Source organism: Streptomyces sp. NPDC086989, assembly GCF_044745505.1.
Taxonomy (GTDB): Bacteria; Actinomycetota; Actinomycetes; order Streptomycetales; family Streptomycetaceae; genus Streptomyces.
Genome location: NZ_JBIVAL010000015.1, coordinates 42,043 through 63,482, shown reverse-complemented (window position 1 = coordinate 63,482; position 21,440 = coordinate 42,043). Strand labels below are relative to the sequence as shown.

Below are 21,440 nucleotides of genomic sequence, written 5' to 3'. Positions count from 1 at the left end.
GCTCAGATCTCCAGCTCGGTGGGGTGGGCGGGTGGGGCCTGCGGGCTCCAGCTGTCGTCGGCGCCCAGGGAGCGGTGTACGGACACCTCGCCGCCGAGAGTGGCGCAGCCGGCCCGGATGTGCTCGGTCTTGCCGGCGAGGGCGGGATCGTTCGCCTCCAGGAGGACACCGAGCATGGTGCCGCTGTGGGCGAGGACCAGGCCCAGCCCGTCGACCTCGCGGCACAGGGCGTGCAGTTGCGCGAATCCGGCGCGCCGGCGGCGCTGGGCGTTCATCTCGGCGCTGCGGGTGGCGACGGCGCCGACCTCGGTGAGGGCGCCGCTGGCCACGGCGTCGGTGAGGCGGGCCAGCAGGCGTGCGTACTCCTCCCGGTCGGCGGCGTCGATGGCCCGGGCGCCCCGGTTGTGCGCGACGGTGTCGACCTGGCCGCCCTCGTCGTGGGCGACGACGGTGAGGGGCGGCAGCACCCCGAGGCGGCGGCCGAGGCGCACCTCTCGGTGGTGGAAGGCGACGATCTCGTCGTACATGACCCCGTCGGCCGGTTCGATGCCGCGCAGGAAGTCCTCCGTCTCGGCCGGGGTGAAGGCGCGTCCGTGGGCGGCCCCGACGGCCCGTACGGTGGCGACCAGGTCGGCGGAGGAACTGGCGAGGCCCTTGCCCTCGGGCAGGTCCCCGGCGACCTCCAGCAGGCCGCCGTCCGCCGTGCCGAGGGCGGCCAGGACGGCCTCGGCGACACGGCGGGACTTGGCCTTGTGCGCCGGGCGCACCTGGACCCCGCGGCGGCCGGGCCGGGGGTGGAACACGGCGGTGGCCCAGCGGGCGAGGGGGAAGGTGACCAGGAAGTCCCCCTGTGGGTGGGGCAGGGCGCCCTGGAGCAGTTCGCCGAAGGTGCCGAAGGCGCTGCCGGAGCCGGGGCCGACGGGGACGGCGGTCGTCCCCGCGACGGTGTCAGTGGGCGTGCTGTACGCGGGTGCGGGTGTCATCGCCGTCCTCCTCACGGGTCTTGTCGTCGGGCGCCCCGTACAGGGCACGGTCGCCCTCCTCGGCGCCCGCGCGGAGCGCGGCGGCGCGCGCCTGCCAGTCGGCGCGCAGCTGTTCGTACGTCTCCTGCTGGCTGCGCAGGACCGCGCGGACGGCGTCGGGGCGGGCCGACCCGGCGGACACCATGCGCTCCAGGCCCCGGTCGACGTCGAAGGCCTCGTCGAGGAGCCGGGCGGGGTCGGCGAGGGTGATGCCGTGTCCGGCGGCCGCCTCGGCCAGCAGGGCGGGTTCGCCGGGGGCGGGGGCGGCGCCCGCCGTCGCGGCGAGCACGACGTACTTCCCTGCGACGACCTGGGCGGTGCGCCAGGGCACCCCTTCGGTGAGGCAGAGGGCATTGGCGAGGCTGAAGCCGCCGAGGAACTCGCGCTCGCACACCTGGCGCATGCGGTCGGCGCGGAAGGCCAGCCTGCGCAGTACCTCGGTGAGGAGGCGGACGGTGCCGTGGGCCGAGTCGAAGGCGTTCAACAGGTGGGTGCCGGCCTCCTTGGACACCTCGACGAGGTTGCAGAAGGGGGTGTTGCGCTGGCCCAGGAGCACGTCGAAGTGGAAGGCCGTCAGGTGGGCGGTGCGCCCCCGGATGCGCTCCAGGACCGGGTAGTTCTTCTTCTGCGGCATGGCGGAGGAGATGCCGGACAGTTCGTCGGGCAGTTCGATGAACCCGTACTCGCTGCCGCCCCAGGTGAGCAGGTCGGTGGTGAAGCGGCTCAGCGCGGTGCCCAGCAGGCTGAGTTCCGCGGTCAGTTCGGCGCTCCAGCGGCGCGAGGCCACGGCGGTCAGGGCATGGGGCTGCGGCCGGGAGAAGCCGAGCAGCCGGGCCATCCGGTCGCGGTCCCAGGGCAGTTCCTGTCCGGCCATGGCGCCGGCGCCGAGCGGGCAGGTGTCGATGCCGTCGTACGCGTTCAGCAGCCGGGCGTGGGTGTGCAGCAGGTGCTCGGAGAGCGCGGCGAGGTGGAAGCCGGGGGTGATGATCTGGGCGGCCTGGAAGTGGGTGTACCCCGGCATGGGCAGGTCGCAGGTCTCCTGGGCCAACTTCTGCACGACCGAGCCGAGTTCGAGGAGCGCACTTGCGAAGCGGGCGAGCTGGTCGCGGCCGTACATCACCTGGGCGCAGGCCTGGAGGTCGTTGCGGCTGCGGTCGGCGTGCCAGTGCGTGACCGGGGCGGGCAGGCCCGCCTCGACGTGCCGTTCGAGGGCGAAGGCGATGTCCGACATGTTGGCGCCGGGCTGCGCGCTGAGGGTGTCGGACCCGACGCCGTCCAGCAGGGCGGCGATCCGGTGGGCCTCCTCGGCGGTGATGAGGTCCATGCGGACGTACTCGGCGGCCAGGGTCTTCTCGATGGCGACGTAGTGGCGCAGCAGATGGCGGGACTCGAACCCGAACTGGGGGGCGAGCACTTCGTCGTGGAGGAGTTCGGCGGGACCGCCGCGGATCCGGCCGCTGAGCTCGGGGGCGGGCCCCGGGGTGTCACTCGTCACGTGGTGTGTTCCGTTTCCTGTTCTGGTGCGGGGTGCGGGGGCATGCCGGGGCACGCCTCGTCGGCGCACGGCGCGCGAAGGGCTGGGGCGGGGTGGGAGGGCCGGGGGTGTCTTGTCGGTCGGGGCGAGCCCGGACCGACAAGACACTCCCTACGGGCGCCCCGGGCGGGCCGGGGCTGCTCTTCAGCGGTGGTCGGCCTCGGCGAGGGCGGTGCGCAGCAGGGCGGCGGCCGCGGTGCTGTGCGGTGGCCGCATCAGCCCGTAGTGGTCGGTGGCGGCGTCGTGGCGGGTGAGGCCCGCCTCGACCCGGCCCGCCCATCGGTCGGCGGCGTGCTCCCGGGCCCCGGTCGTGCTCTGGAGGAAGAGGACCGGGCAGGGGGCGGCCGGGGGCTCGTACGCGGCGGCCGCGCGGATCCCGGTGCGGAAGACCGCGTAGTGCCGGGCGAGGTCTCGCGGGTCCAGACCGGGGGCGAAGCCCTCGCGTTCCACGTGCCCGGCGAGGACGGCGAGCCGGGCGGGGGTGTCGGCGACGCTCCGCAGGGCGCTCTGCAGCACGGACAGGCTCTCGTCGGTGGGGTCGAACCCTGCGGAGCGGGCCAGGTCCTCGTGGAACCACTCCAGCAGCTCGTTCTCGTCGTCGGGGACGTGGCCGGGCTCCGGGTAGCCGGTGTCCAGCAGTGCGAGGGTCGCCACCTCCTGTCCGGCGGCGCGCAGTTGGACCGCCATCTCGTAGGCGAGGAGCCCGCCGAAGGACCATCCGGCCAGGTGGTAGGGGCCGGTGGGGCGGATCCGGCGCAGGGCCTCCAGGTGGGCGGCGGCCAGCTCCTCGACGGTGGCGTCGGGCGTGGCGTCGGAGGTCGGTTCGGGGTCGGTCGGTCCGGGCGCGGTCAGCCCGAGCACCGGTCGTTCGGGGCCCAGGTCGGCGGCCAGGGCGCGGTAGCACAAGACGTTCCCGCCGATCGGGTGGACCAGGACGAGCGGGTCGAGGGTGCCGTCGGTCCGCAGGTGCACCACCGGGTCCGCGGCCGCCTCGACGTGGCGGCCGCGCAGCAGCGCGGCCTGCCGGGCGACGGTCGGGTGCTCCAGGACGGCCGAGACGCCGAGGCGTTCGCCGAAGGCCTGGTTGATCCGGCCGATCAGGCGCAGGGCGTCGATGGAGTGCCCGCCGGAATCGAAGAAGTCGTCGTGGACACCGACCGGGCCGGCGGCCAGGAGGTGCTCCCAGATCCCGGCGAGGCGGGATTCGAGCGCGTCGCGGGGCGGGGTCGGCTCGACGCCGCCCCGCAGGCCGGCGGGGTCCGGATCGGGCAGCGCGGCACGGTCCAGCTTGCCGTTGGCGGTCAGTGGGAGGGCCGTCAGGCACACCCAGGCGGAGGGGACCATGTACTCGGGGAGCCGCTCCCGGGCGTGGCGGGCCAGTTCGCCCGGTTCGGGCGCGGAGGCGGGGGCCGGGGCGGTCTCCGGGGCGGCCGCCTCGGGGACGAAGTAGCCGACGAGGCGTTCGCCGCGGGGCAGGACCGCGCAGTCGCGCACGCCGGGGTGTTCGGCGAGGACGGCCTCGATCTCCCCGGGCTCGACGCGGAATCCGCGGATCTTGAGCTGGTGGTCGGTGCGGCCCGCGTACTCCAGGGCTCCGTCGGGGCGGTGCCGGGCGAGGTCGCCGGTCCGGTAGAGGCGCCGGGTGGTGCCGTCCGGGCCGGTGTGCTCGATGAACCGCTCGGCCGTCAGCTCGGGTCGTCCGTGGTAGCCGTCGGCGAGACCGACGCCTTCGAGGAAGAGCTCACCGGTGACACCGAGGGGGACCTCGGCCAGGCGGCGGTCCAGGACGTGGGTGCGCATGTTGGCGATGGGCCGGCCGATGGGCACGGTGTCGCCGCCGTCCGGCCGGCACTGCCAGTGGGTGACGTCGACGGCCGCCTCGGTGGGCCCGTAGAGGTTGTGCAGCTCGACGCCGGGCAGCCGCTCGAAGAACCTGCGCTGGACCTCGTACGGCAGGGCCTCGCCGCTGCAGACCACCCGGGTGAGGCCGGCCGCACCGGCCACGGCCGCGGGGTCGTCGAGGAAGACGCTGAGCATCGACGGGACGAAGTGCACCGTGCTGACGCGGTCGGCCCGGATCAGTCCGGCGAGGTAGCCGGGGTCACGCTGGCCGCCGGGGCGGGCGAGGACCAGGGTGGCGCCGGTCAGCAGCGGCCAGAACAGCTCCCACACGGAGACGTCGAAGGTGTACGGCGTCTTGTGCAGCACCCGCTCCCCCGGGGTCAGCCCGTATTCGTCCTGCATCCACAGCAGCCTGTTGGCGATGGCGCGGTGCGAGACCACGACCCCCTTGGGCTTGCCGGTGGATCCCGAGGTGAAGATCATGTATGCCGGGTCGGACGGCTCGGGCGTCCGGGCGGGACCCGCGGTGCCCGTCGCGCTCTCCTCCGGTCGCAGGACGGTGACCCCGGAGCCCTCAAGCCGCTCAGCCCACGCGCCCTCGGCGACCACCAGGCCGATGCCGGATTCGGCGAGCAGCGACCGTACGCGCGGCGCCGGGTGCTCCGGGTCCAGCGGGACGTAGGCGGCGCCGGACTTGAGGACGGCGAGGAGTACGACGGGCAGGGCCAGGGAGCGTTCCAGCAGCAGGCCCACGAACGTGCCGGGGCCGGCGCCCCGTTCCCGCAGTGCCGCACACAGCCGCTCGGCCTCGGTGTCGAGGGTGCGGTAGGTCAGCTCGGCGCCCTCGAAGCGGACGGCGGGGGCGTCCGGGGTCCGGTCGCGCTGCGCGTCGATCAGCCGGGTCAGGACGTGCGGCCGCGGGTGGTCGACGGAGGTCCGGTTCCAGTCGGCGTAGCGGTGGTGTTCGGCCTCGGACAGCAGGTCGGCGGCCGTGCAGTCACGGTCCGGGGACTCGGCGAGGTCGCGCAGGGCGGCCGTGTAGGAGGCGTGCGCGCTCGCCATCTGCTCCTCGGAGAACTGGGCCGCGTCGTAGCGCAGGCCGAGTTCGAGCAGGGCGCCGTCGGGGCTGCGGGAGAACTCGGCGCCGAAGGCGAAGTCGGTGCCGGCCTCTCCGATCTCCTCCAGCACGGTGAACGCGCCGTCGGCCGGGCCCTCCTGCTCCACGTGGAAGTGGGTGTAGTTGAAGAAGGTCTCGAAGAGCGGGCCGCCCCCGGACAGGCGCTGGATCTCGGCGAGCGGGAAGCGGCGGTGCGCGTGCAGTTCCGCCTCCACGGCGGCGACGTGCCCGACCAGGCCGCGCCAGCTGAGGCCGGTCACCGTGACGCTCAGCGGCAGGGTGTTCAGGAAGACGCCGACGACCTTGTCGCCGTCGGTCTCCTCGGCGCGGCCGTTGTGGACCACTCCGGTGGTGACCGCGTCGCCGCCGCCCAGCAGGGCCATGGCCCTCAGGTGGGCGGCGAGCAGGACGGTGCGCAGCGGTACCCCGCATGCGGCGGCCAGGTTGGTGAGCCGGGCGTGCAGTTCCTCGGGCAGGGGCGCGAGGTACCAGGACATCCGGGCGGGTCCGCCGGTCGCCGCCGGGCGGGCCAGCTTGGTCGCCGGGGCGTCGGCGGCCTTGCCGGTCCAGAAGGCGCGCTGCCCGGGGTCGGCCAGCGCGGCCCGTTCGAGTGCGACGAAGGAGGCGAACCGGGAGCGGGGGCCGGCCTGCGGGGAGGGGCCGTCCGCGGGGGTCCGGGCGGCGAGCGCCTCGGTGTAGCAGGAGGCGAGTTCGGTGAGGAGCGAACGTTCGCTCCAGCCGTCGAGGACGGCGTGGTGCTCGGAGACGAAGAGCTGGAGCCGGGTGTCGGAGAGCCGTTGGACGTGGAACCGGATCAGCGGGGGCCGGTCCCAGTCGAAGGGCCGGTCGCGCTCGGCGGCGTAGCGGGCGGCGACGGCGGTGCGCTGCGCCTCGGCGTCGAGGCCGTTCAGGTCCTCGAAGGTGAGCTCCGGGCGGGCGCCGCGGTGGACGAGTTGGAGGGGCTCGGTGAATCCGTGCGGGTCGAAGGAGGTGCGCAGCATCTCGTGCCGGGCCGCGAGGACCTCGACGGTGGTCCGCCAGGCGTCCTCGGAGAAGGGCGCTTCGATCAGGTACGAGGCCACGTTGTGGTAGACGCGTCCGCCGGCCGACGGCAGGTCGCTGTGGTAGAGCATGCCGGCCTGGAGCCGGGTCATCGGGTAGGCGTCCTCCAGTCCCTCGGGCAGGGCGGCACGGTCCGCGGGGGTCAGGAGTGCGAACGGCTCGTACGGGGCTTCGGCGGCGGCCGCGGCCCGGTCCCGCGGGGTGACGTGCGGGGCGAGGGCGCGGACCGTCGAGGAGCTCATGAGGTCGGCGACGGTGAGGTCGAGGCCTCGTTCGCGGACCCGGGCGAGCACCTGGAGGGAGCGGATGGAGTCCCCGCCGAGGGCGAACCAGTTGTCCAGGGCGCCGACCCGTTCGTGCCCGAGGACCTGGGCGAAGACCTCGGTGAGCGCGGTCTCGACCGGCCCGCGGGGTGCCTCGTAGGCGGCGGTGGGGGTGCGGCCGGCCGAGCCGGGGGCCGGCAGCCGGCGGCGGTCGGTCTTGCCGTTGGCGGTCAGCGGGAAGGCGGGCAGGGTGACGAACGCACCGGGGATCATGTAGCCGGGCAGCCGCCGGGCGAGGTGCTCGCGCATCTCCTCGACGGTGGGGCCCGCCCCGTCGTCGGCCCCGGTCACGGCCAGGTAGCCGACCAGGACGTCGCTCCCCGCGGGGTCCGGTGCGACGAGTGCGACCGCGGCGTCGACGAGGGGGTGGGCGGCCAGGGCGGCCTCGACCTCGCCGAGTTCGATCCGGAAGCCGCGCAGTTTGACCTGGTGGTCGATGCGGCCGAGGTACTCCAGGTCCCCGTCGGGCAAGGCCCGCGCCAGGTCTCCGGTGCGGTAGAGCCGCTCACCGGCCGAGGGCCCGGTGGGTGCGTCGGCGACACCGTCGGCGAGCCCGGTGGGGAAGCGCTCGGCGGTGAGTTCGGGCCGGCGCAGGTAGCCGCGGGCCAGGCCCGCTCCGGCGACGTACAGCTCCCCGACGGCGCCGCGCGGGACGGTCCGGCCGCGCGCGTCGAGCAGGTGCAGGCGCAGGTCGGGGATGGGCACGCCGATGACGCTGCCCCGGCCCTCCTCGGCGTCGCGGGCGGTCAGCGGCCGGTAGGTGACGTGCACGGTCGTCTCGGTGATGCCGTACATGTTGACCAGGCGGGGTGCGGTGTCGCCGTGCCGCGCGAACCACCCGGCGAGGGCGGCGACGTCGAGCGCTTCCCCGCCGAAGACGACGTGGCGCAGGGCGAGGCCGGAGCCGGCCGGTCCGGCCGTGCGGTGGTGTACCTCGTCGGCCCGGGCCAACTGGTAGAAGGCGGAGGGGGTCTGGTTGAGGACGGTGACCCCTTCGGCGCGCAGCAGCCGGTGGAACTCCTCGGGCGAGCGGCTGGTCGCGTACGGGACCACGACGAGGCGGCCGCCGTGGCCGAGGGCTCCCCACAGCTCCCAGACGGAGAAGTCGAAGGCGATGGAGTGGAAGAGGGTCCACACGTCGTCGGGTCCGAAGCCGAACCAGTGGTCGGTGGCGGAGAACAGCCGGGTGATGTTGGCGTGGGGCACCAGGGTGCCCTTGGGGAGGCCGGTGGACCCGGAGGTGTAGATGACGTAGGCCAGGTTGTCCGGGGTCACGCCGGTGTCGGGGGCGGTGTCCGGTTCGGCGGCCAGGAGCGGGGCGTCGGCGAGCAGGTCGACGGTGTGCAGGCCGGGGGCGTCCCACAGGGCGCGGGTGCCGGTGGTGCCGACGACGTGCTCCAGGCGGGCGTCCTGGACGATGTGGCGCAGCCGCTCGGGCGGGTTGTCGGGGTCGAGAGGCAGGTAGGCGCCGCCGGCCTTGAGGATGCCGAGCAGAGCGACGACGAGGTCGGCGGAGCGGGGCAGGCACAGTCCGACGAGGGTGTCGGGGCCCACGCCGAGGGCGCGCAGCCGGTGCGCGAGCCGGTTGGCGCGGGTGTCGAGCTCGCGGTAGGTGAGGGAGATGCCCTCGTGGACGAGGGCGACCGCGTCGGGAGTGCGGGCGGCGTGTCCGGCGAAGATCTCGTGGACGCAGGTCGGCTCGCCCGGGGTGTGCGGGAGGGCGGCGCGGTCCGGGAGCGGCGAGCCGATGCCGGTCCGCTCGTCGGCCGACAGCATCGGCAGTCCGCTGATCGGCAGTTCGGGGTTCTCGGTTGCGGCGTCCAGGAGGCGGGCGAAGTGCCGGCCGAACTGTCGGACGGTGGCGGCGTCGAACAGGTCCGCCCGGTACTCCAGTCGGCAGATCAGCGCGCCGCCGGTGCGTACGACGTCGAAGGTCAGGTCGAACTTGGCGGTTCCGGCCGGTCCTTCGAGCAGCGTGGCCTTCGGGCCGGGCAGGCCGTCGGTCATGCCGTCCTCGTCGTGCAGGCCGAACATGACCCGGAAGGGGGCGGCCTCATCGCCGGTGCGTCCGGCGGCGATCCGGTCGACGACGCGTTCGAAGGGCAGGTCCTGGTGGTCCTGGGCGTCGAGCACGGTGTCCCGTACGCGCTCCAGGTGGACCCGGAAGGCGGGATCGTCGGACAGGTCGGCACGGATCACCAGCGTGTTGACGAACAGGCCGACGGTGTCCTGGAACTCCTTGCGGCCCCGGCCCGCCACCGGCGTCCCGACGAGTACGTCGTCGGTGCCCGTGTAGCGGCCCAGCACGATCTGGAAGGCCGCCAGCATCAGCGTGTACGGGGTGCTGTGGGTGTCACGGCACAGGCGCTCCATCCGGGCGAGCACCGGGGCCGGCACCTCGAAGGAGTGCAGCGCCGCCGCGCCGCGGGCCGCTCCTGCCGCGGGCCGGCCGTCGCGGGGCAGGGGCGCGTCGGGCAGTTCGCCGTCCAGCTGCTTCTCCCAGTAGGCGAGCTGGCGCTGGGCGGCGGGGCCGCGGAGCCATTCCTCCTGCCAGTCGGAGAAGTCGGCGTACTGGTACTCGGGGGCCTGCGGGGCCACGATGCCGGCCGGGTGCCGACGGTCGGTGCCGTCAGGGCCGCCGTCGGGCCCGTCGCCGTACTGTGCGTACGCGGCGAGGAGCTCGCGGGCGAGGATCCCGACGGACCAGCCGTCGGCGACGATGTGGTGCATGGCGAGCGCGAGGACCGCGCCCTCGGGGGTGTGCAGCAGGGCCGCCCGGAAGAGCGGTCCGGACTCCAGGTCGAAGGGCCGGTGGTGTTCGGCGGCCATCCACTCCTCGACGTCCCCGGCTCCGCTCGCCGCGGCGGAGGACCAGACGAGCGCGGCCTCGGTGTCGATGTGCTGCCACAGCTCGCCGTCCCGCAGGACGAAGCGGGTGCGCAGCGCCTCGTGCCGGTCGAGCAGACCCTGGGCGCAGGCGCGGAGCGCGGCTTCGTCCACCGGGCCTTCGAGGCCGTAGAAGACGGGCATGTGGTAGGTCGGCCTGCCCTCCTCCAGCTGCTGGAGGAAGTACATCCGCTGCTGCGCTCCGGACGCGCGGAACGCGCTGAACGACGGCTCCGCAGGGCGTTCGATCGGATCGTGACTGGCCAAGACAACTCCCTCGGCGCCGCACCGGTGACCGGCCCGCGACGCATGCTCCGCTTGCTTGCCCGTCCAGCCTAGGAACACCATCGATTCGGGTGAAGTCGCCTGTTTCCGGTCCCCTGTTCACGTGACATGAGCTCCTTGGGGTTGAGGGGGAGTCGGTTGAGGGGACTGCCACGCGCGTCACGCGGGCGCGTGCCAGAACTGGTTGGCGGAGCCGTAGCAGTCCCCGAGCTGCACGGCCGTGCAGTTGGTGTCGACCACGCCCCGGGCGTCCGGGCAGCGGCCGGACCACGGGTTGAGAACCGAGCCGTCGGCCCGGCCCTGCCACTGCTGTGCGGTGGCGCAGTTGCACGCGTCGGTCTCCACCGGGGTGCCGTTGCCGGTGCCGCCACCCTGGACGTCCAGGCACTTGTTCCCGAAGCCGGTGACCCGGCCGACCGGTTCAGCCGGGACCGCGGGGCCGAATGTGAAGCGGAACGTCCGCGACGTCGCCATGCCGTAGCACCCGCGACGGCGGTGGTGTTGCCGGCGACCCAGCCACTGCCCCGCCCGGGCGAGAAGACCCGGCGCCCGGAACTGCAGCTCACTAAGGGCTGTCCCGTAATCCCCGGTGGATCAGCGCGCGGCGTCGGATGCGGTGCATCGCAAGGCAGAGGGACGTCCGCATACTGGGCGTATCCGGGCGTTCCGACAACGCAGCGAGGTGCCGTAGCCGGCGTCGCGCGCCCGCCGGGGATTACGGGACAGCCCTTAGGCACCACGTGTCCATGGTCAACAGGGCAGGTGGAGATCAGGCGCACTGCCACGTCCACGACGGACGGTGTACGACGCGGGACGGGAACGCCCCGAGCAGGCCGGGCGGCGGTCAGGCCGGGCGCGGGAGGTACGCGAGGCCGTGGGCGCCGGGCTCGCCGAGCTTGGCGATGTCCAGCCGGGCCAGGCGCTCCAGCGTCTCCAGGTCGACGATGTCGACGGTGGACGAGATGACGCAGGACACGTAGGCGAGGCGGCCGTCGGGGGACGAGGTGATGGTCAGCGGGAAGAGGCCCACCTCGACGTCGCCCAGCTGCTTGCGGGTGTCGGCGCAGAACACGGCGAGGCGGCCCGGTGCGTGGCGCCCGAGTCGGGAGCCCGCGTCGGGCGCCATGCGCACTTCGCCCGCGAGCAGCCTGCCCGTCGAGGTCAAGTGCACCGGCAGGACGATGTCCCCTGTGGGAAGGGTGTCGACGACGGTCGCTGTCCGGGTGTCGATGACCCGGATTCCGGTGGGCGGCCGTTCCTCGGCGGTGCCGGAGAAGTTGCCGTAGGGCGCGGCGACGAAGACGTACGCGCCGTCGGCGGAGACGGCGAGGCCCTCACTGCCCGGTACCTCGACCTTTGCGGTGAGGGTGCCCCGTTCGAGGTCGACGACCGACACGAACGGCGCTTCCTTGTTGGTGGCGTAGCCCGTCCGCCCCGCCGGATCGATGGCGAACCAGTGAGGGCCGGGCGCGTCCGTGTCGATCCTGCCCAGGGGCCGACGGGTGTGCGTGTCGACCACCACGACACCGCCGGGCCGGTCGTCCGAACTCTCCACACTGACGTAGAGGCGACCGCGTACCGGGTCCAGCGCCAGTCCGTGCGGCCCGTGTTCCGGGGCGAGGTCGACGACCTCGACGATGCGGCGGGTGTCGGGGTCGATGACGGCCAGTTCGGTGCGCCGGCCGCCGTTCGCGTGGTAGTAGCCCGAGTGGTACGTCAGGGTGCACCACAGCAACCGCTGGGTCGGGTCGAAGCACAACTCGTGCGGCTCGGCGGGGACATGTACGGCTCCGAGGTGCTGGTGGGAGGCGGCGTCGAAGAACGAGACGGTCGGTCCGCTCTGACTGACGACGGCCAGGACGTCGCCTTCCCGACCGCGGGGGGACTGCTGCACGGCGTCTCCTTGAAAGAGGTGAAGGGAATGCCGCGCGTCTTCGCGGGCCTCTCCACCCTCCGTGTCGAAAGGGGCCGGCAGCAATGCAAAGATTGTCATCTCATCATTGCCGCAGACGCAAAACCGCAGTTCAGGAGTCTGGTGCCGGTGGATCTCAACCTGTTGCGCGTGCTGGACGCCCTGCTCCAGGAGAACAGCGTCACCCGCGCCGCGGAGCGGCTCGGCACCTCGCCCGCGGCGGTCAGCCGTACCCTGGCCCGGCTCCGCCGCGCCGTCGGCGACCCGCTGCTCGTCCGCGCCGGCCAGGGGTTGGTGCCCACGCCGCGCGCCGTGGAACTCCGGGAGGAGGTGGCCGCGTTGCTGCGCGGCTGCGACGACGTGCTGCGGCCCGGTGCCGGCTTCGACGCGGTGCACCTCCAGCGGACCTTCACCGTCCAGGCCACCGACCTCCTCCTGGTCGGACTGGCGGGCAGCCTGACCGAGCGGATCCACGCCCAGGCCCCACGGGTGGACGTCGTCTTCCTGCCGGAGGCGGTGGAGGGCGGTCCCGGGCTGCGCCAGGGCTGGGTGGACGTCGAACTGGGTGTCCTGGGACACCTGGACCCCGAGATCCGGACCCGGCAGCTCACCCGGATGCCGCTGGTCGGCATCGCCCGCAGCGGCCATCCCCTCTTCGACGCACCGATCGACCCCCGCCGCTTCGCCGCGGCCGACCACATCGGCATCTCCCGGCTCGGAAAGCGCCTCGGGCCCATCGACAGCGCGCTCGCGGAACTCGGGCTGCAACGCCGGACCGCGGTCGTGGTCCCCAGTCACACGACCGCGATGATGCTCGCCCGGGACACCGACCTCGTCGCCCTCAGCCTGGCCGACTGGCTCCCGGACACCATCGCGGCCATGGGACTGCGGACGTTTGCCATCCCCCTCGACCTGGCACCCCTGGACCTCGGGATGGCCTGGCACCCCCGCAACTCGGCCGACCCGGGGCACCGCTGGTTCCGCGAACACCTGGCAGCCGCCGTCCTGGCCCCGGCCGGACCGGGGCCGGCAGCCGTCCGCACTGCCACCTGACTTCGTCCCGGCCGGCCGGTCCCACCCCGTACGGGGCCCGTCCTCTGGATCACCGAATCGTCCGGAACATCGGCCACGCCCTCCGCCACAACCGCGACGGCACCACCAGGACCGCCCACAGGACCGCCCACATCCTCGGGCGGTCTTCCTGGAGCCCGGCGAGGACCCCACCGAGATGGTCGCCTCCGCCTCGTATGCCGGGCTGGTAGCCGTGCTCCAGGGACTCCGCAGTCATGACGAGCGCCGTGTCGGGCAGCTCGCCTCCCGCGCCCTCACCAGCGGGAAGCGCAAGGTCCACCTGCGCGCGGCGAGGACGTGCAGGTCCTCGGCGCCGGTGGCGAAGACGACCAGGAGCAGGACGACGCCGACGCCGCCGCGGAGTCGGCCCTGCTCCACTTGTCCAGCCCGCGCGACGCCGCCACCACGACCACGGCTGAGCCGCGGCCCGGCGCCGTCATCCGTAAGCACGATCAGCCTCAGTCAGGGCGCTCCAGCCCTGCCTGCCGGACCACCACAGGGTCCCGGTCAAGGCACCCGAAATTCCGTGGAGCCCACCTGCCTGACGTGAAATGCTCTTCGGCGACTGCGACTGCGACTGCGACTGCGACTGCTGACTGAAGAGAAGGCTGAAAACGTGTACGTACCGGCATCTGCACGAGCTCTCGATGATGACGAGCGTGAGCTCGTGGAGCTGGCACGCCGCACCATAGACGCGCACACCGACGCCGGGCCCGACGAAGACGGGATCCACACGATGGGCGCCGCGGTCATGGCCGCCGACTACCGGATGTTCGCCAGCGTGAACCTCTACCACTTCACCGGCGGCCCCTGCGCCGAACTCGTGGCTTTGGGAGCCGCACGAGCCCAGGGTGCCCGCCAGATGCGCTGCATCGTCGCCGTGGGAAACCACGGCCGGGGCATCATCGGCCCGTGCGGGCGTGACCGGCAGGTCTTCGTGGACTACTACCCCACCATGCGCGTCATCGTGCCCACGCCTGCGGGGCCCCGGTCCGTTCTCGCCGCCGACCTGATGCCGCTGACTCAGCGATGGACACCGGAAGGCATGAACGGTCTCGACCCATCGATCTACCAAGACCCCGAGACGGCCGGCCCCCCGATCATCCGGTTCAACCCCCGCTACCTCGAAGGCGTCCGCTCCGGCGCCAAGACCAAGACCACCCGCTTCCGGGACCCGGCCCAGCTCGGACCGGCACGGCTGGTGTTCGAGAGCGACCCCGAAGTCGTCCTGCCGGCGGACGTGACCGACATCAGGCACTGCCTGGTCCGCGACCTCACCGACCAGGACGCCCAAGCCGAGGGGCTGACGACCGCAGCCGAACTCCGGGAAATCCTCAAGAGCCACTACCCGGAGCTGGCGGGAACCGACGAAGTCGACGTCATCACCTTCCAGACCGCCCGCCAGACAGGCGCCGCGTAAACCGCTGAGTCACCAGCGACGACGGGCCGCAAGGTGACGACGAACACGGGCCCGTCGCTTCCCCACCGGGCCCCACTTCAGACATCACCCGATCCTGCGGCAGACCCGTACGGGGCGGGGGCGGAGGCCAGCCGGTTTCCGCCCCCCGCCCCCGGCCCCGCCCGCCGAGCAAGGCGGCTCAGCTCCAGGGCTGGGCGACCATCCAGCTGGTATCCGCGGCCCAGCTGGTGCTGCTGTCCCAGCTGTTCGATCCTCCGTTGCCGGCGAGGAAGACCGAGTAGTTGTAGTGGCGCAGGTACTTCGTCGGGTAATTCACCGACTGGAAGGAATAGCCAGTCCCGCTGTTGCCGGCGGTAGGGCAGAAGGTGGCGTCCTGCGCGAAAGGAGCTCCGCCGTCGTCCGCGCCGAGGCGGAGCTCGAAGTTGTAGTGCCGGAGGAACCGGCCGGGCTTGTCGAGCGACTCGAAGGTGAGGCAGGAGCTGTTCGCCAGGCCGGCGCGGACGATCCAGGTCGCATCAGCCTTGAGGGCGGACGGACTTGCGGAATCGACGGGTGAGATCGTGACCTTGTCGTTCGCATCGGCGTGGGTGAGGAAGTCGCGGTCGCAGCACGTCGTCGTGGCTCGCAGCGACACGCGTGAACCCGGTGAAAGGGTGCCGGTTCCGGTGGCGGCGCTGCTGTATCCGGCGGCGGCGATGTTGGCCTGAACAGCATCCTCCGAAGCGTCCGAGGGGTAGCCGGAGGTCATGACGCCCTCGTAGAAGGTGCCCGCCGAGCCCTTGCTGTTGTCGCCGCCGATGCCGAGGATGATCGCGCCCTCCTTGTGCATCGGGTTGTAGCCCGCGGCGTTGGGGCGCGGCCCGCTGTAGTACGTAGACAGGCCGCCCGCCTGGGCGTTGCCCGCTCGGATCGCCCACTGGTTCGGCGCGCCCTTGACGATCGCGGTAAGGAAGCGGTGGCTGACGCTCGGGTCGTTCTCGTTGTACCGGGTGTTGACCCCGGAGAACAGGCCGTTCTCCAGGTCCGCCATCACCCACGGCCCGGCGCCGGAGCCGTACCCCCAGACCTTGATGTCGCCGAAGTAGATCGCCTCCATGTGGCCGTTGCCAGTGTCATTGTTGCTGGTCTCGGCGTTGCCGTAGTCGAAGCAGCAGCCGCCGTTGTAGTGCGTTCCGTCCAGGACCGCGTACATGCCTTCGGGCTGGTCGCCGATGGCGATGCCGTTGGTGTGGTTGTTGCGGTAGCCGGTTCCGGGTGCGACGTAGACGCCGTACGCCTTGTGGCCGCCGCCCAGCGTGACCGGAGCCTCGGCCGCGTTGGCCAGGTTGTCCGGCCCCCCGGCCGCCCCGCCTGCGGGCGCCTGGGTGAGGTGGTTGCCCTTGCCGGACTGGTCGTAGAGGACGGTGATGACGCAGCTGGTGCCGGCGCAGAAGGCCTCCTGTGCGGCGGCGTTGGCGTAGCCGCCGGGGCTGAGCACGCCGATGTCCTTGAGGGCGCCGTCCGTAGCGCGCTTGACCTGGTAGAGCGCACCACCGTACGAACCATACAGCGACCGCGTGGTGCTGTGCGCCGCAACGCAGGGGGCACCGCCCGCAGCGTAGATGTCGCACGGCCCTTGCGTGGCCGCCTGCGAGGTGGCAGCTGTACCGGTCATGACACCGGCGGTGAGTGCGACCGTCGCTCCGGCGGCGAGAAGGGTACGCCGCGCACGGCTGATCAACTGATGGAAGGCCATAAAGAGCTCCTGCACGTCGGGAGGGAGGAGAGCTTTGTTAGCGCTAACAATTTTGCTTGCGAGCGATGGCAGACCTGAATTTCGAGGGAGGTGCGCGGCTGCCCACGCCAAGTGGCACTCACTATCGCCACGCACTGACGCGGCGTCAAGACGTATCGCACGCACATCAAGAATCGCTGAGGGCGCCGATCCACCTCAACTGCCGCAAGCACACTGCTGCTTCACCTTGCAGAGCCGCTCGCATCCGATCCGGCTCACCCCGTGGAGAGGCTGCATCCCATCCGGCGTGAGTCCGTCAGCCTTCCTCCGCGACCCGGATCTCTGCGGTATCGACGTCTACGCCTTCAAGTGCCACACCCGCTCCAACACCCCATCGGACGCGGGCCGGGCGGATGAACCGAAGGGCCAAGCCGGGACCGGGCCATCCCTGGTGTCCCAGACGAACAGCTCGCCATCGAGTACCAGCCGGTGCGGCAACTGCTCCGGCAGCCGCCCCCCAAGTCCGGCCGACCGTCCTGAACTGGCGCCCCTCCGGCCTCCTGTCGTCACGGACCATTCCCGCCGACGGAACCACGCCCTAGACTGCGACCGCTCCAAAACCTGGCGATCATCAGGAGGGCACGGAAAATGAACCGAGCACTGATCAGCACACTCGCAGCCGTGACGTTAGTCGTGTCCGGGGGAAGTGCCGCCAGCGCCTCCGACGGCGCTCCGCCGCGCACCACACACGGCCCTTGCCAGTACACACAGACCCCGGACGAGCCGCCCGCGCGTCCTGTTCCGCTGCCGCCTGACCCACGGCGCACCCCCAGCCGTGGCACGGTTGACATGGCTATTACGACCAGCCAGGGCCCGCTCCCGCTGCGTTTGGACCAGACCAAGGCGCCCTGCACGGTCCAGAGTTTCCTGCACCTGGCACGGCATGGGTTCTACGACCGCACGGTGTGCCACCGTCTGACGGCGTACCCGACGCTGAAGGTCCTGCAGTGCGGCGACCCGACCGGTACCGGCGAGGGCGGCCCCGGGTACAAGTACAAGGACGAACTGCCGGTGGATTTGCCACCCGCACCGACCGATCCGACCGGCGCGCGCCGCCTGTACGGGCGCGGCCTGCTGGCGATGGCCAACGCCGGGCCGGACACGAACGGCTCACAGTTCTTCGTCGTCTACGGCGACTCCGCACTGCGACCGAACTACACGGTGTTCGGCACGGTCGGCCCCGACGGCCTGGCAACACTCGACAAGACCGCCGCCGGAGGCATCGAACCGACCGCGGAGAACCCGGCACCGGTCGACGGCACTCCCCTGCTGCGGACCGAGCTGCTCCGCGTCCGGCCGTCCTGCCGGGATTGACTCTTCGCGCACCCGCGCCGAGGCGCCCTCGGCGAGCGGTCGCCGTGGCCGCTCGCCGAGGGTGACGGCCACGAGCGGACGGGAGGGGCCCCTGGGGACGTGGTGAGCAGGAGAAGACCCCCGCTAGCGCGAACCGCCCCTCCCGACGACGACCAGCCCTCGGGGGGCGCGTCGCCTCAGGGCGAAGCTCCAGCAGCGCGTTTGTACCCGGTGCGGAAGGAGGGAAAGGGGGAATGCGGTCGGCCGACTCGCGCATCGGCGCCGCGCAGGCCCCTCGGTCCCCGCGTCACCGTGCGGATCTTCAGCGGCGCGTACCTCGCCTCGTAGTTCTCCCGCAGGCGGGAACTGCCGACGGGCGTGGCGGCGGCAGCGGCTAGGCCGGTGTTCCTCGGTTTGTGGCCAAGCGGCCGCGGGGGGCAACTGAGCGTCCCGGTCCGCACGCTCGCCGTATATGGGAAAGGAGGGTCGCAGGTGGCTCATTTACGCCGTACGCCTCAAACCGGCCCGGAGAATCTCACAAGCAACAGGCGGTGATGGAACGTTCCGTCGGCGGCGGTTGGATTCACGGCCGTCGTAAGGCGGTTCACCGTCCCCCCACCACAGCGAGAGGCTCCACGATGACAAAGAACCGTGTCAGGCGCTACGCAGCGCGTGCACTGACCATGACGATCGCGACCTGCGCGGTCGCGGCCGCGGCCGTCCTTCCGGCATCCGCCGCCGACCAGCCCACACGGCAGCAGCTCATGGCGGACTGCGCTTCGGGCGAAGGCAAGTGCACGTTCAACTCGCCCCGGCTCGAGGAGGCGTACCTGGGCGAGTTCCGGCAGGTGTCGAACTCCCTCTTCAACTGCAGTACGTCCGATGCCACTCAGGCGATGACGTGGGACGACACGGTGGGATCCACCGACTCCTTGGGGGTCTCCGTCACCGCCGGCGGCAAGATCGCGGGCATCGTGGACCTGAGCATAACCGCCAGTTACAGTCACAGTTGGTCGAGCTCGCACTCGGAGAGCAGCTCGCTCAACATGACGGTCAAGCCCGGCGAGGTGGGCTGGATCTCGCGCGCCCAGGTGATGCAGAAGGTCTCCGGCACCTGGCAGACGCACTACGACAGCCCCAAGTGGGGCCACTACTACTGGTACTTCCAGGACACCATCACCGGTCCGGTCCAGAACGGCACCGACGGCAAGAGCAACGCCGTCGTAGTGAAGAGCCGGAAGATGACCGCCGCGGAGAAGCGTTCCTGCTCCGAGGGGTCCCGCAGGGGCAGCACGTTCGTCCAGGAACGATGAGCGACTGCCGCGTATGACTCCGGTCCCCCGTCCCGCCCGGGACGGGGGACCGCTCCGCAGGCCCTGCCTCAGGACCGGAGGATCGTGTTTCCGGTCTTCGGCTGTCTCGGCCCGGTCGGCGCACCACCCTGGGGATCAGCCTCGGCGACCGCCGCCCCGCTCCCCCTGCTCGTCACCGTGCTCGTCGACGCCCCTTGGCAGGCTGCCGGTGTCCAGTGCGGACCTCTCGGCCATGTCGGCCAGCCGCCTGCACGCCTCCTCGACCCTCTCCAGGGTCTGGTTCCGCTCGGTGACGACTGCGGAGAGCAGCAGCGCGGTCAGTGCCGCAGCGCCGTTGAACGCCTGCAGCGAGATCATGGCGGTGAGGAGGGTGTGCCCGGCGAAGGGGCCCGTTCGGTGGGTGGCGGCGTAGATCGCGAAGATGGATGCCGCCAGCGCGCACGGCGCGGCTCCGGCGCGCTGGAAGCGGAACGCCGCCCAGGTCAGTAGCGGGAAGGCGAGGAAGATCAGAGGCGTGGGGGACGTTTCGAGGATGCCGACGCAGATCGTGGCGGCCACGAGCAGTGCCGCCTCCGCCCACCGGGCCGCCGGCACGTCCTTCGGCCGACGCGCAGAGCTGAGGACGAGGAGGACCGGCGCGACCAGCAAGACCCCCATCGCGTCCCCGGTCCACCAGACCCACCACGTGGGCCAGAACCCGCCGACGGGCAGCGCATCGGCCAGGGACAGCACGACGCCGCCCACCGTCGCGCTGACGAGCATGCCGGTGAACGCGCCCAGGCAGATCAGCGCGATCGCGTCCCACAACCGGTTCATCCGGGTGCGGAACCCGACGCGGCGAAGGAGCCAGTACGAGCACAGGGCGGCGAGGGTGTTGCCCACCGTGATGGCGAGCACGAGAGGGAGCGAGGGCCCGAGTGAGACGTTGATCAGGAACGCGCCCAGCGCGATGCCCGGCCAGACCCACGGGCCGAACAGGAGCAGGGCCGCCAAGGCGATGCCGGTGGGGGGCCACAGCGGTGTCACCTGGCCGCGCACGAGCTGCTGCCCCAGGCCGAGCTCACCGCCGACGTAGTACAGCGCGGCAACGGCGCCGATCTTCAAGGCTGCCGCGCCGGCGCTCCGGAGCATGTGACGCCGCGCCACGATCATCGGGACATCCATCCCTGCTCTCGCCCCTCGCTGGTCCATCCATCTTGCACCCCTGCCGGCCCTACGAGGCCGCTGCTCACGCCTGTGCCTTTCGCGTAGTGGTCGGCCGGGCCCGCGTGGGGTGACCCGTCCGGTACGCCTTGACGCGGAGTGGCGGCTGTCGGCGGCCTCAGCTCGGAATGCGCAGGGCGAGCACGGCCATGTCGTCGTGCCCGTCACTCGGATGGCCGTCGGCCAAGGCTCGTACGAAGTCCTGCAGGGGCAGGGCGGCGTGCCTGTCGGCGAGCTCGACCAGTGCGTCCATGCTTATGTCGATGGGATGGTCGGGGTGTTCGATGAGGCCGTCGGTGAACAGGACCACCGTGGAGCCGGGGGGCAGCGGGCGGATGTGGTCCGGGCGGCGCTGCTCGCTGTCGACGCTCAGTGGCAGTCCGGGTTCGGCGAAGAGGTACCGGGGCCGGCCTCCGGGAGTGATCAGCAGCGGGGGGACGTGGCCCGCGGTGCTCCAGTGCATGCTCCAGCCGTCCCCCGCGGGTTCGATCCGCGCCAGGCTGGTGGTGGTGACCGGGTTGTCGGTGATGGCCTGCAGGGTGCGGTCCAGCTGGGAGAGGACCGCGCTGGGCGGAGTGCGCAGCTCGAACAGCAAAGAGCGCAGCATGTTGCGGGTGGAGGCCATGGCCGCCGCTGCTTGAAGGTCGTGGCCGATCACGTCGCCGATGACGAGTGCCACCGCTCCGTCGGGCAGGGGGATGGCGTCGTACCAGTCCCCGCCGAGTGCGTTGGGTTCGGCGGCGGGCCGGTAGATGGCAGCGGCGGCGAAGGGCCCCAGGTCGGGCAGCGTCGGCAGCAGGAGCCGCTGGAACTGTTCGGATCCGGCACGGACCCGTTCGAGGAGGCGTACGTTGTCGATCGCGATGCCGGCGGCACTGGCGAGGGCGACGACGACGGCCTCGTCGTGCACGTCGAAGGCACGCCCGTCGCCCCGCTCGGACAGGTAGAGGTCACCGTAGGTTTCGCCGCGAACGCTGATGGCGACGCCGAGGAGGGTGCTCATCCGTGGATGGCCGGGCGGGAACCCCACCGAGGACGGATGGGCGGAGATGTCGTCGGACCGCAGCGGCTCGGGGTGGCGGATCAGATGTCCGAGCACGCCCAAACCGCGGGGAAACCCCACGTCGGCCAGGGCCGCACGTTCCTGATCGGACAGGCCGACGGCGATGAACTGCGCCAGGCTCTCGCCGGAATCGTCCAGGACGCCGAGCGCCCCGAAGCGGGCGCCGACCAGGTCCATGGCAGTGGTCACAATGCGGTGCAGCACCGCCGGCAACTCCACCTCCCGGGTGATGGCCACCACCGCGGCCAGCAGGCCCTCGATCCGGGCCCTCGCCGCGGCCAGGGCCTGCAGCTGCTCGTCCATGCGGCCCAGCTCCGCCT

Annotated in this window: 12 protein-coding genes and 1 pseudogene; 5 read left to right on the top strand and 8 right to left on the bottom strand. The window is 72.1% G+C overall.

Annotation, left to right across the window (positions count from 1 at the left end; all coding sequences use genetic code 11):
• Positions 1–2: 2 nt before the first annotated feature.
• The 5 genes from ACIPK4_RS30880 to ACIPK4_RS30860 form a co-directional block, all read right to left on the bottom strand.
• Positions 3–983, bottom strand: coding sequence for a kinase (locus tag ACIPK4_RS30880; RefSeq protein ID WP_402318701.1), 981 nt, complete (start codon positions 981–983; stop codon positions 3–5).
• On the bottom strand, positions 949–2,517 hold the full coding sequence (locus ACIPK4_RS30875) for an argininosuccinate lyase (protein ID WP_402318698.1): 1,569 nt from the start codon (positions 2,515–2,517) through the stop codon (positions 949–951). Before ACIPK4_RS30875 ends, ACIPK4_RS30880 begins: the two co-directional genes overlap by 35 nt.
• 183 nt (positions 2,518–2,700) lie before the next feature.
• Positions 2,701–10,053, bottom strand: a complete 7,353-nt coding sequence (locus ACIPK4_RS30870) for an amino acid adenylation domain-containing protein (RefSeq protein WP_402318695.1) — start codon at positions 10,051–10,053, stop codon at positions 2,701–2,703.
• 177 nt (positions 10,054–10,230) lie between these two features.
• Entirely contained in the window at positions 10,231–10,545 is a 315-nt protein-coding gene (locus ACIPK4_RS30865; protein WP_402318693.1) for a ricin-type beta-trefoil lectin domain protein, read from the bottom strand.
• Positions 10,546–10,915: 370 nt separating this feature from the next.
• Positions 10,916–11,965, bottom strand: coding sequence for a YncE family protein (locus ACIPK4_RS30860; RefSeq protein ID WP_402318690.1), 1,050 nt, complete (start codon positions 11,963–11,965; stop codon positions 10,916–10,918).
• 147 nt (positions 11,966–12,112) lie between these two features.
• On the opposite strand from ACIPK4_RS30860, the gene ACIPK4_RS30855 reads away from it, so the two are divergent.
• The 3 genes and pseudogenes from ACIPK4_RS30855 (at position 12,113) to ACIPK4_RS30845 (ending at position 14,474) form a co-directional block, all read left to right on the top strand.
• Positions 12,113–13,036, top strand: coding sequence for a LysR family transcriptional regulator (locus ACIPK4_RS30855; protein ID WP_402318687.1), 924 nt, complete (start codon positions 12,113–12,115; stop codon positions 13,034–13,036).
• 56 nt (positions 13,037–13,092) lie between these two features.
• Positions 13,093–13,459: pseudogene (locus ACIPK4_RS30850) on the top strand (helicase); the annotation flags it as partial.
• A 262-nt stretch (positions 13,460–13,721) separates the two neighbouring features.
• Positions 13,722–14,474: an ASCH domain-containing protein gene (locus ACIPK4_RS30845; protein WP_402318684.1), complete on the top strand. Its 753-nt coding sequence runs from the start codon at positions 13,722–13,724 to the stop codon at positions 14,472–14,474.
• 178 nt (positions 14,475–14,652) lie between these two features.
• Here ACIPK4_RS30845 and ACIPK4_RS30840 read toward each other — a convergent pair whose 3' ends face one another.
• Complete coding sequence (locus ACIPK4_RS30840) at positions 14,653–16,209, bottom strand: alpha-L-arabinofuranosidase B (protein WP_402318681.1); 1,557 nt, start codon at positions 16,207–16,209, stop codon at positions 14,653–14,655.
• 828 nt (positions 16,210–17,037) lie between these two features.
• Here ACIPK4_RS30840 and ACIPK4_RS30835 point away from each other — a divergent pair.
• Together ACIPK4_RS30835 and ACIPK4_RS30830 are read left to right on the top strand one after the other, a co-directional pair.
• Positions 17,038–17,562 (top strand): peptidylprolyl isomerase, encoded by a 525-nt coding sequence (locus ACIPK4_RS30835; protein ID WP_402318679.1) that lies wholly within the window; start codon positions 17,038–17,040, stop codon positions 17,560–17,562.
• Positions 17,563–18,179: 617 nt separating this feature from the next.
• Positions 18,180–18,854, top strand: coding sequence for a hypothetical protein (locus ACIPK4_RS30830; RefSeq protein ID WP_402318677.1), 675 nt, complete (start codon positions 18,180–18,182; stop codon positions 18,852–18,854).
• A gap of 135 nt (positions 18,855–18,989) precedes the next feature.
• Here ACIPK4_RS30830 and ACIPK4_RS30825 read toward each other — a convergent pair whose 3' ends face one another.
• Entirely contained in the window at positions 18,990–20,018 is a 1,029-nt protein-coding gene (locus tag ACIPK4_RS30825; protein WP_402318674.1) for an MASE1 domain-containing protein, read from the bottom strand.
• Positions 20,019–20,175: 157 nt separating this feature from the next.
• Positions 20,176–21,423, bottom strand: coding sequence for a PP2C family protein-serine/threonine phosphatase (locus tag ACIPK4_RS30820; protein ID WP_402318671.1), 1,248 nt, complete (start codon positions 21,421–21,423; stop codon positions 20,176–20,178).
• Positions 21,424–21,440: the final 17 nt, after the last annotated feature.

Bases quoted from the DNA above. Each gene is read 5' to 3' on its own strand.
- ACIPK4_RS30840 (WP_402318681.1), bottom strand. From the start codon at position 16,209: ATGGCCTTCCATCAGTTGATCAGCCGTGCGCGGCGTACCCTTCTCGCC.
- ACIPK4_RS30865 (WP_402318693.1), bottom strand. From the start codon at position 10,545: ATGGCGACGTCGCGGACGTTCCGCTTCACATTCGGCCCCGCGGTCCCG.
- ACIPK4_RS30830 (WP_402318677.1), top strand. From the start codon at position 18,180: ATGACAAAGAACCGTGTCAGGCGCTACGCAGCGCGTGCACTGACCATG.
- ACIPK4_RS30825 (WP_402318674.1), bottom strand. From the start codon at position 20,018: ATGGATGTCCCGATGATCGTGGCGCGGCGTCACATGCTCCGGAGCGCC.
- ACIPK4_RS30820 (WP_402318671.1), bottom strand. From the start codon at position 21,423: ATGGACGAGCAGCTGCAGGCCCTGGCCGCGGCGAGGGCCCGGATCGAG.
- ACIPK4_RS30880 (WP_402318701.1), bottom strand. From the start codon at position 983: ATGACACCCGCACCCGCGTACAGCACGCCCACTGACACCGTCGCGGGG.
- ACIPK4_RS30835 (WP_402318679.1), top strand. From the start codon at position 17,038: ATGGCTATTACGACCAGCCAGGGCCCGCTCCCGCTGCGTTTGGACCAG.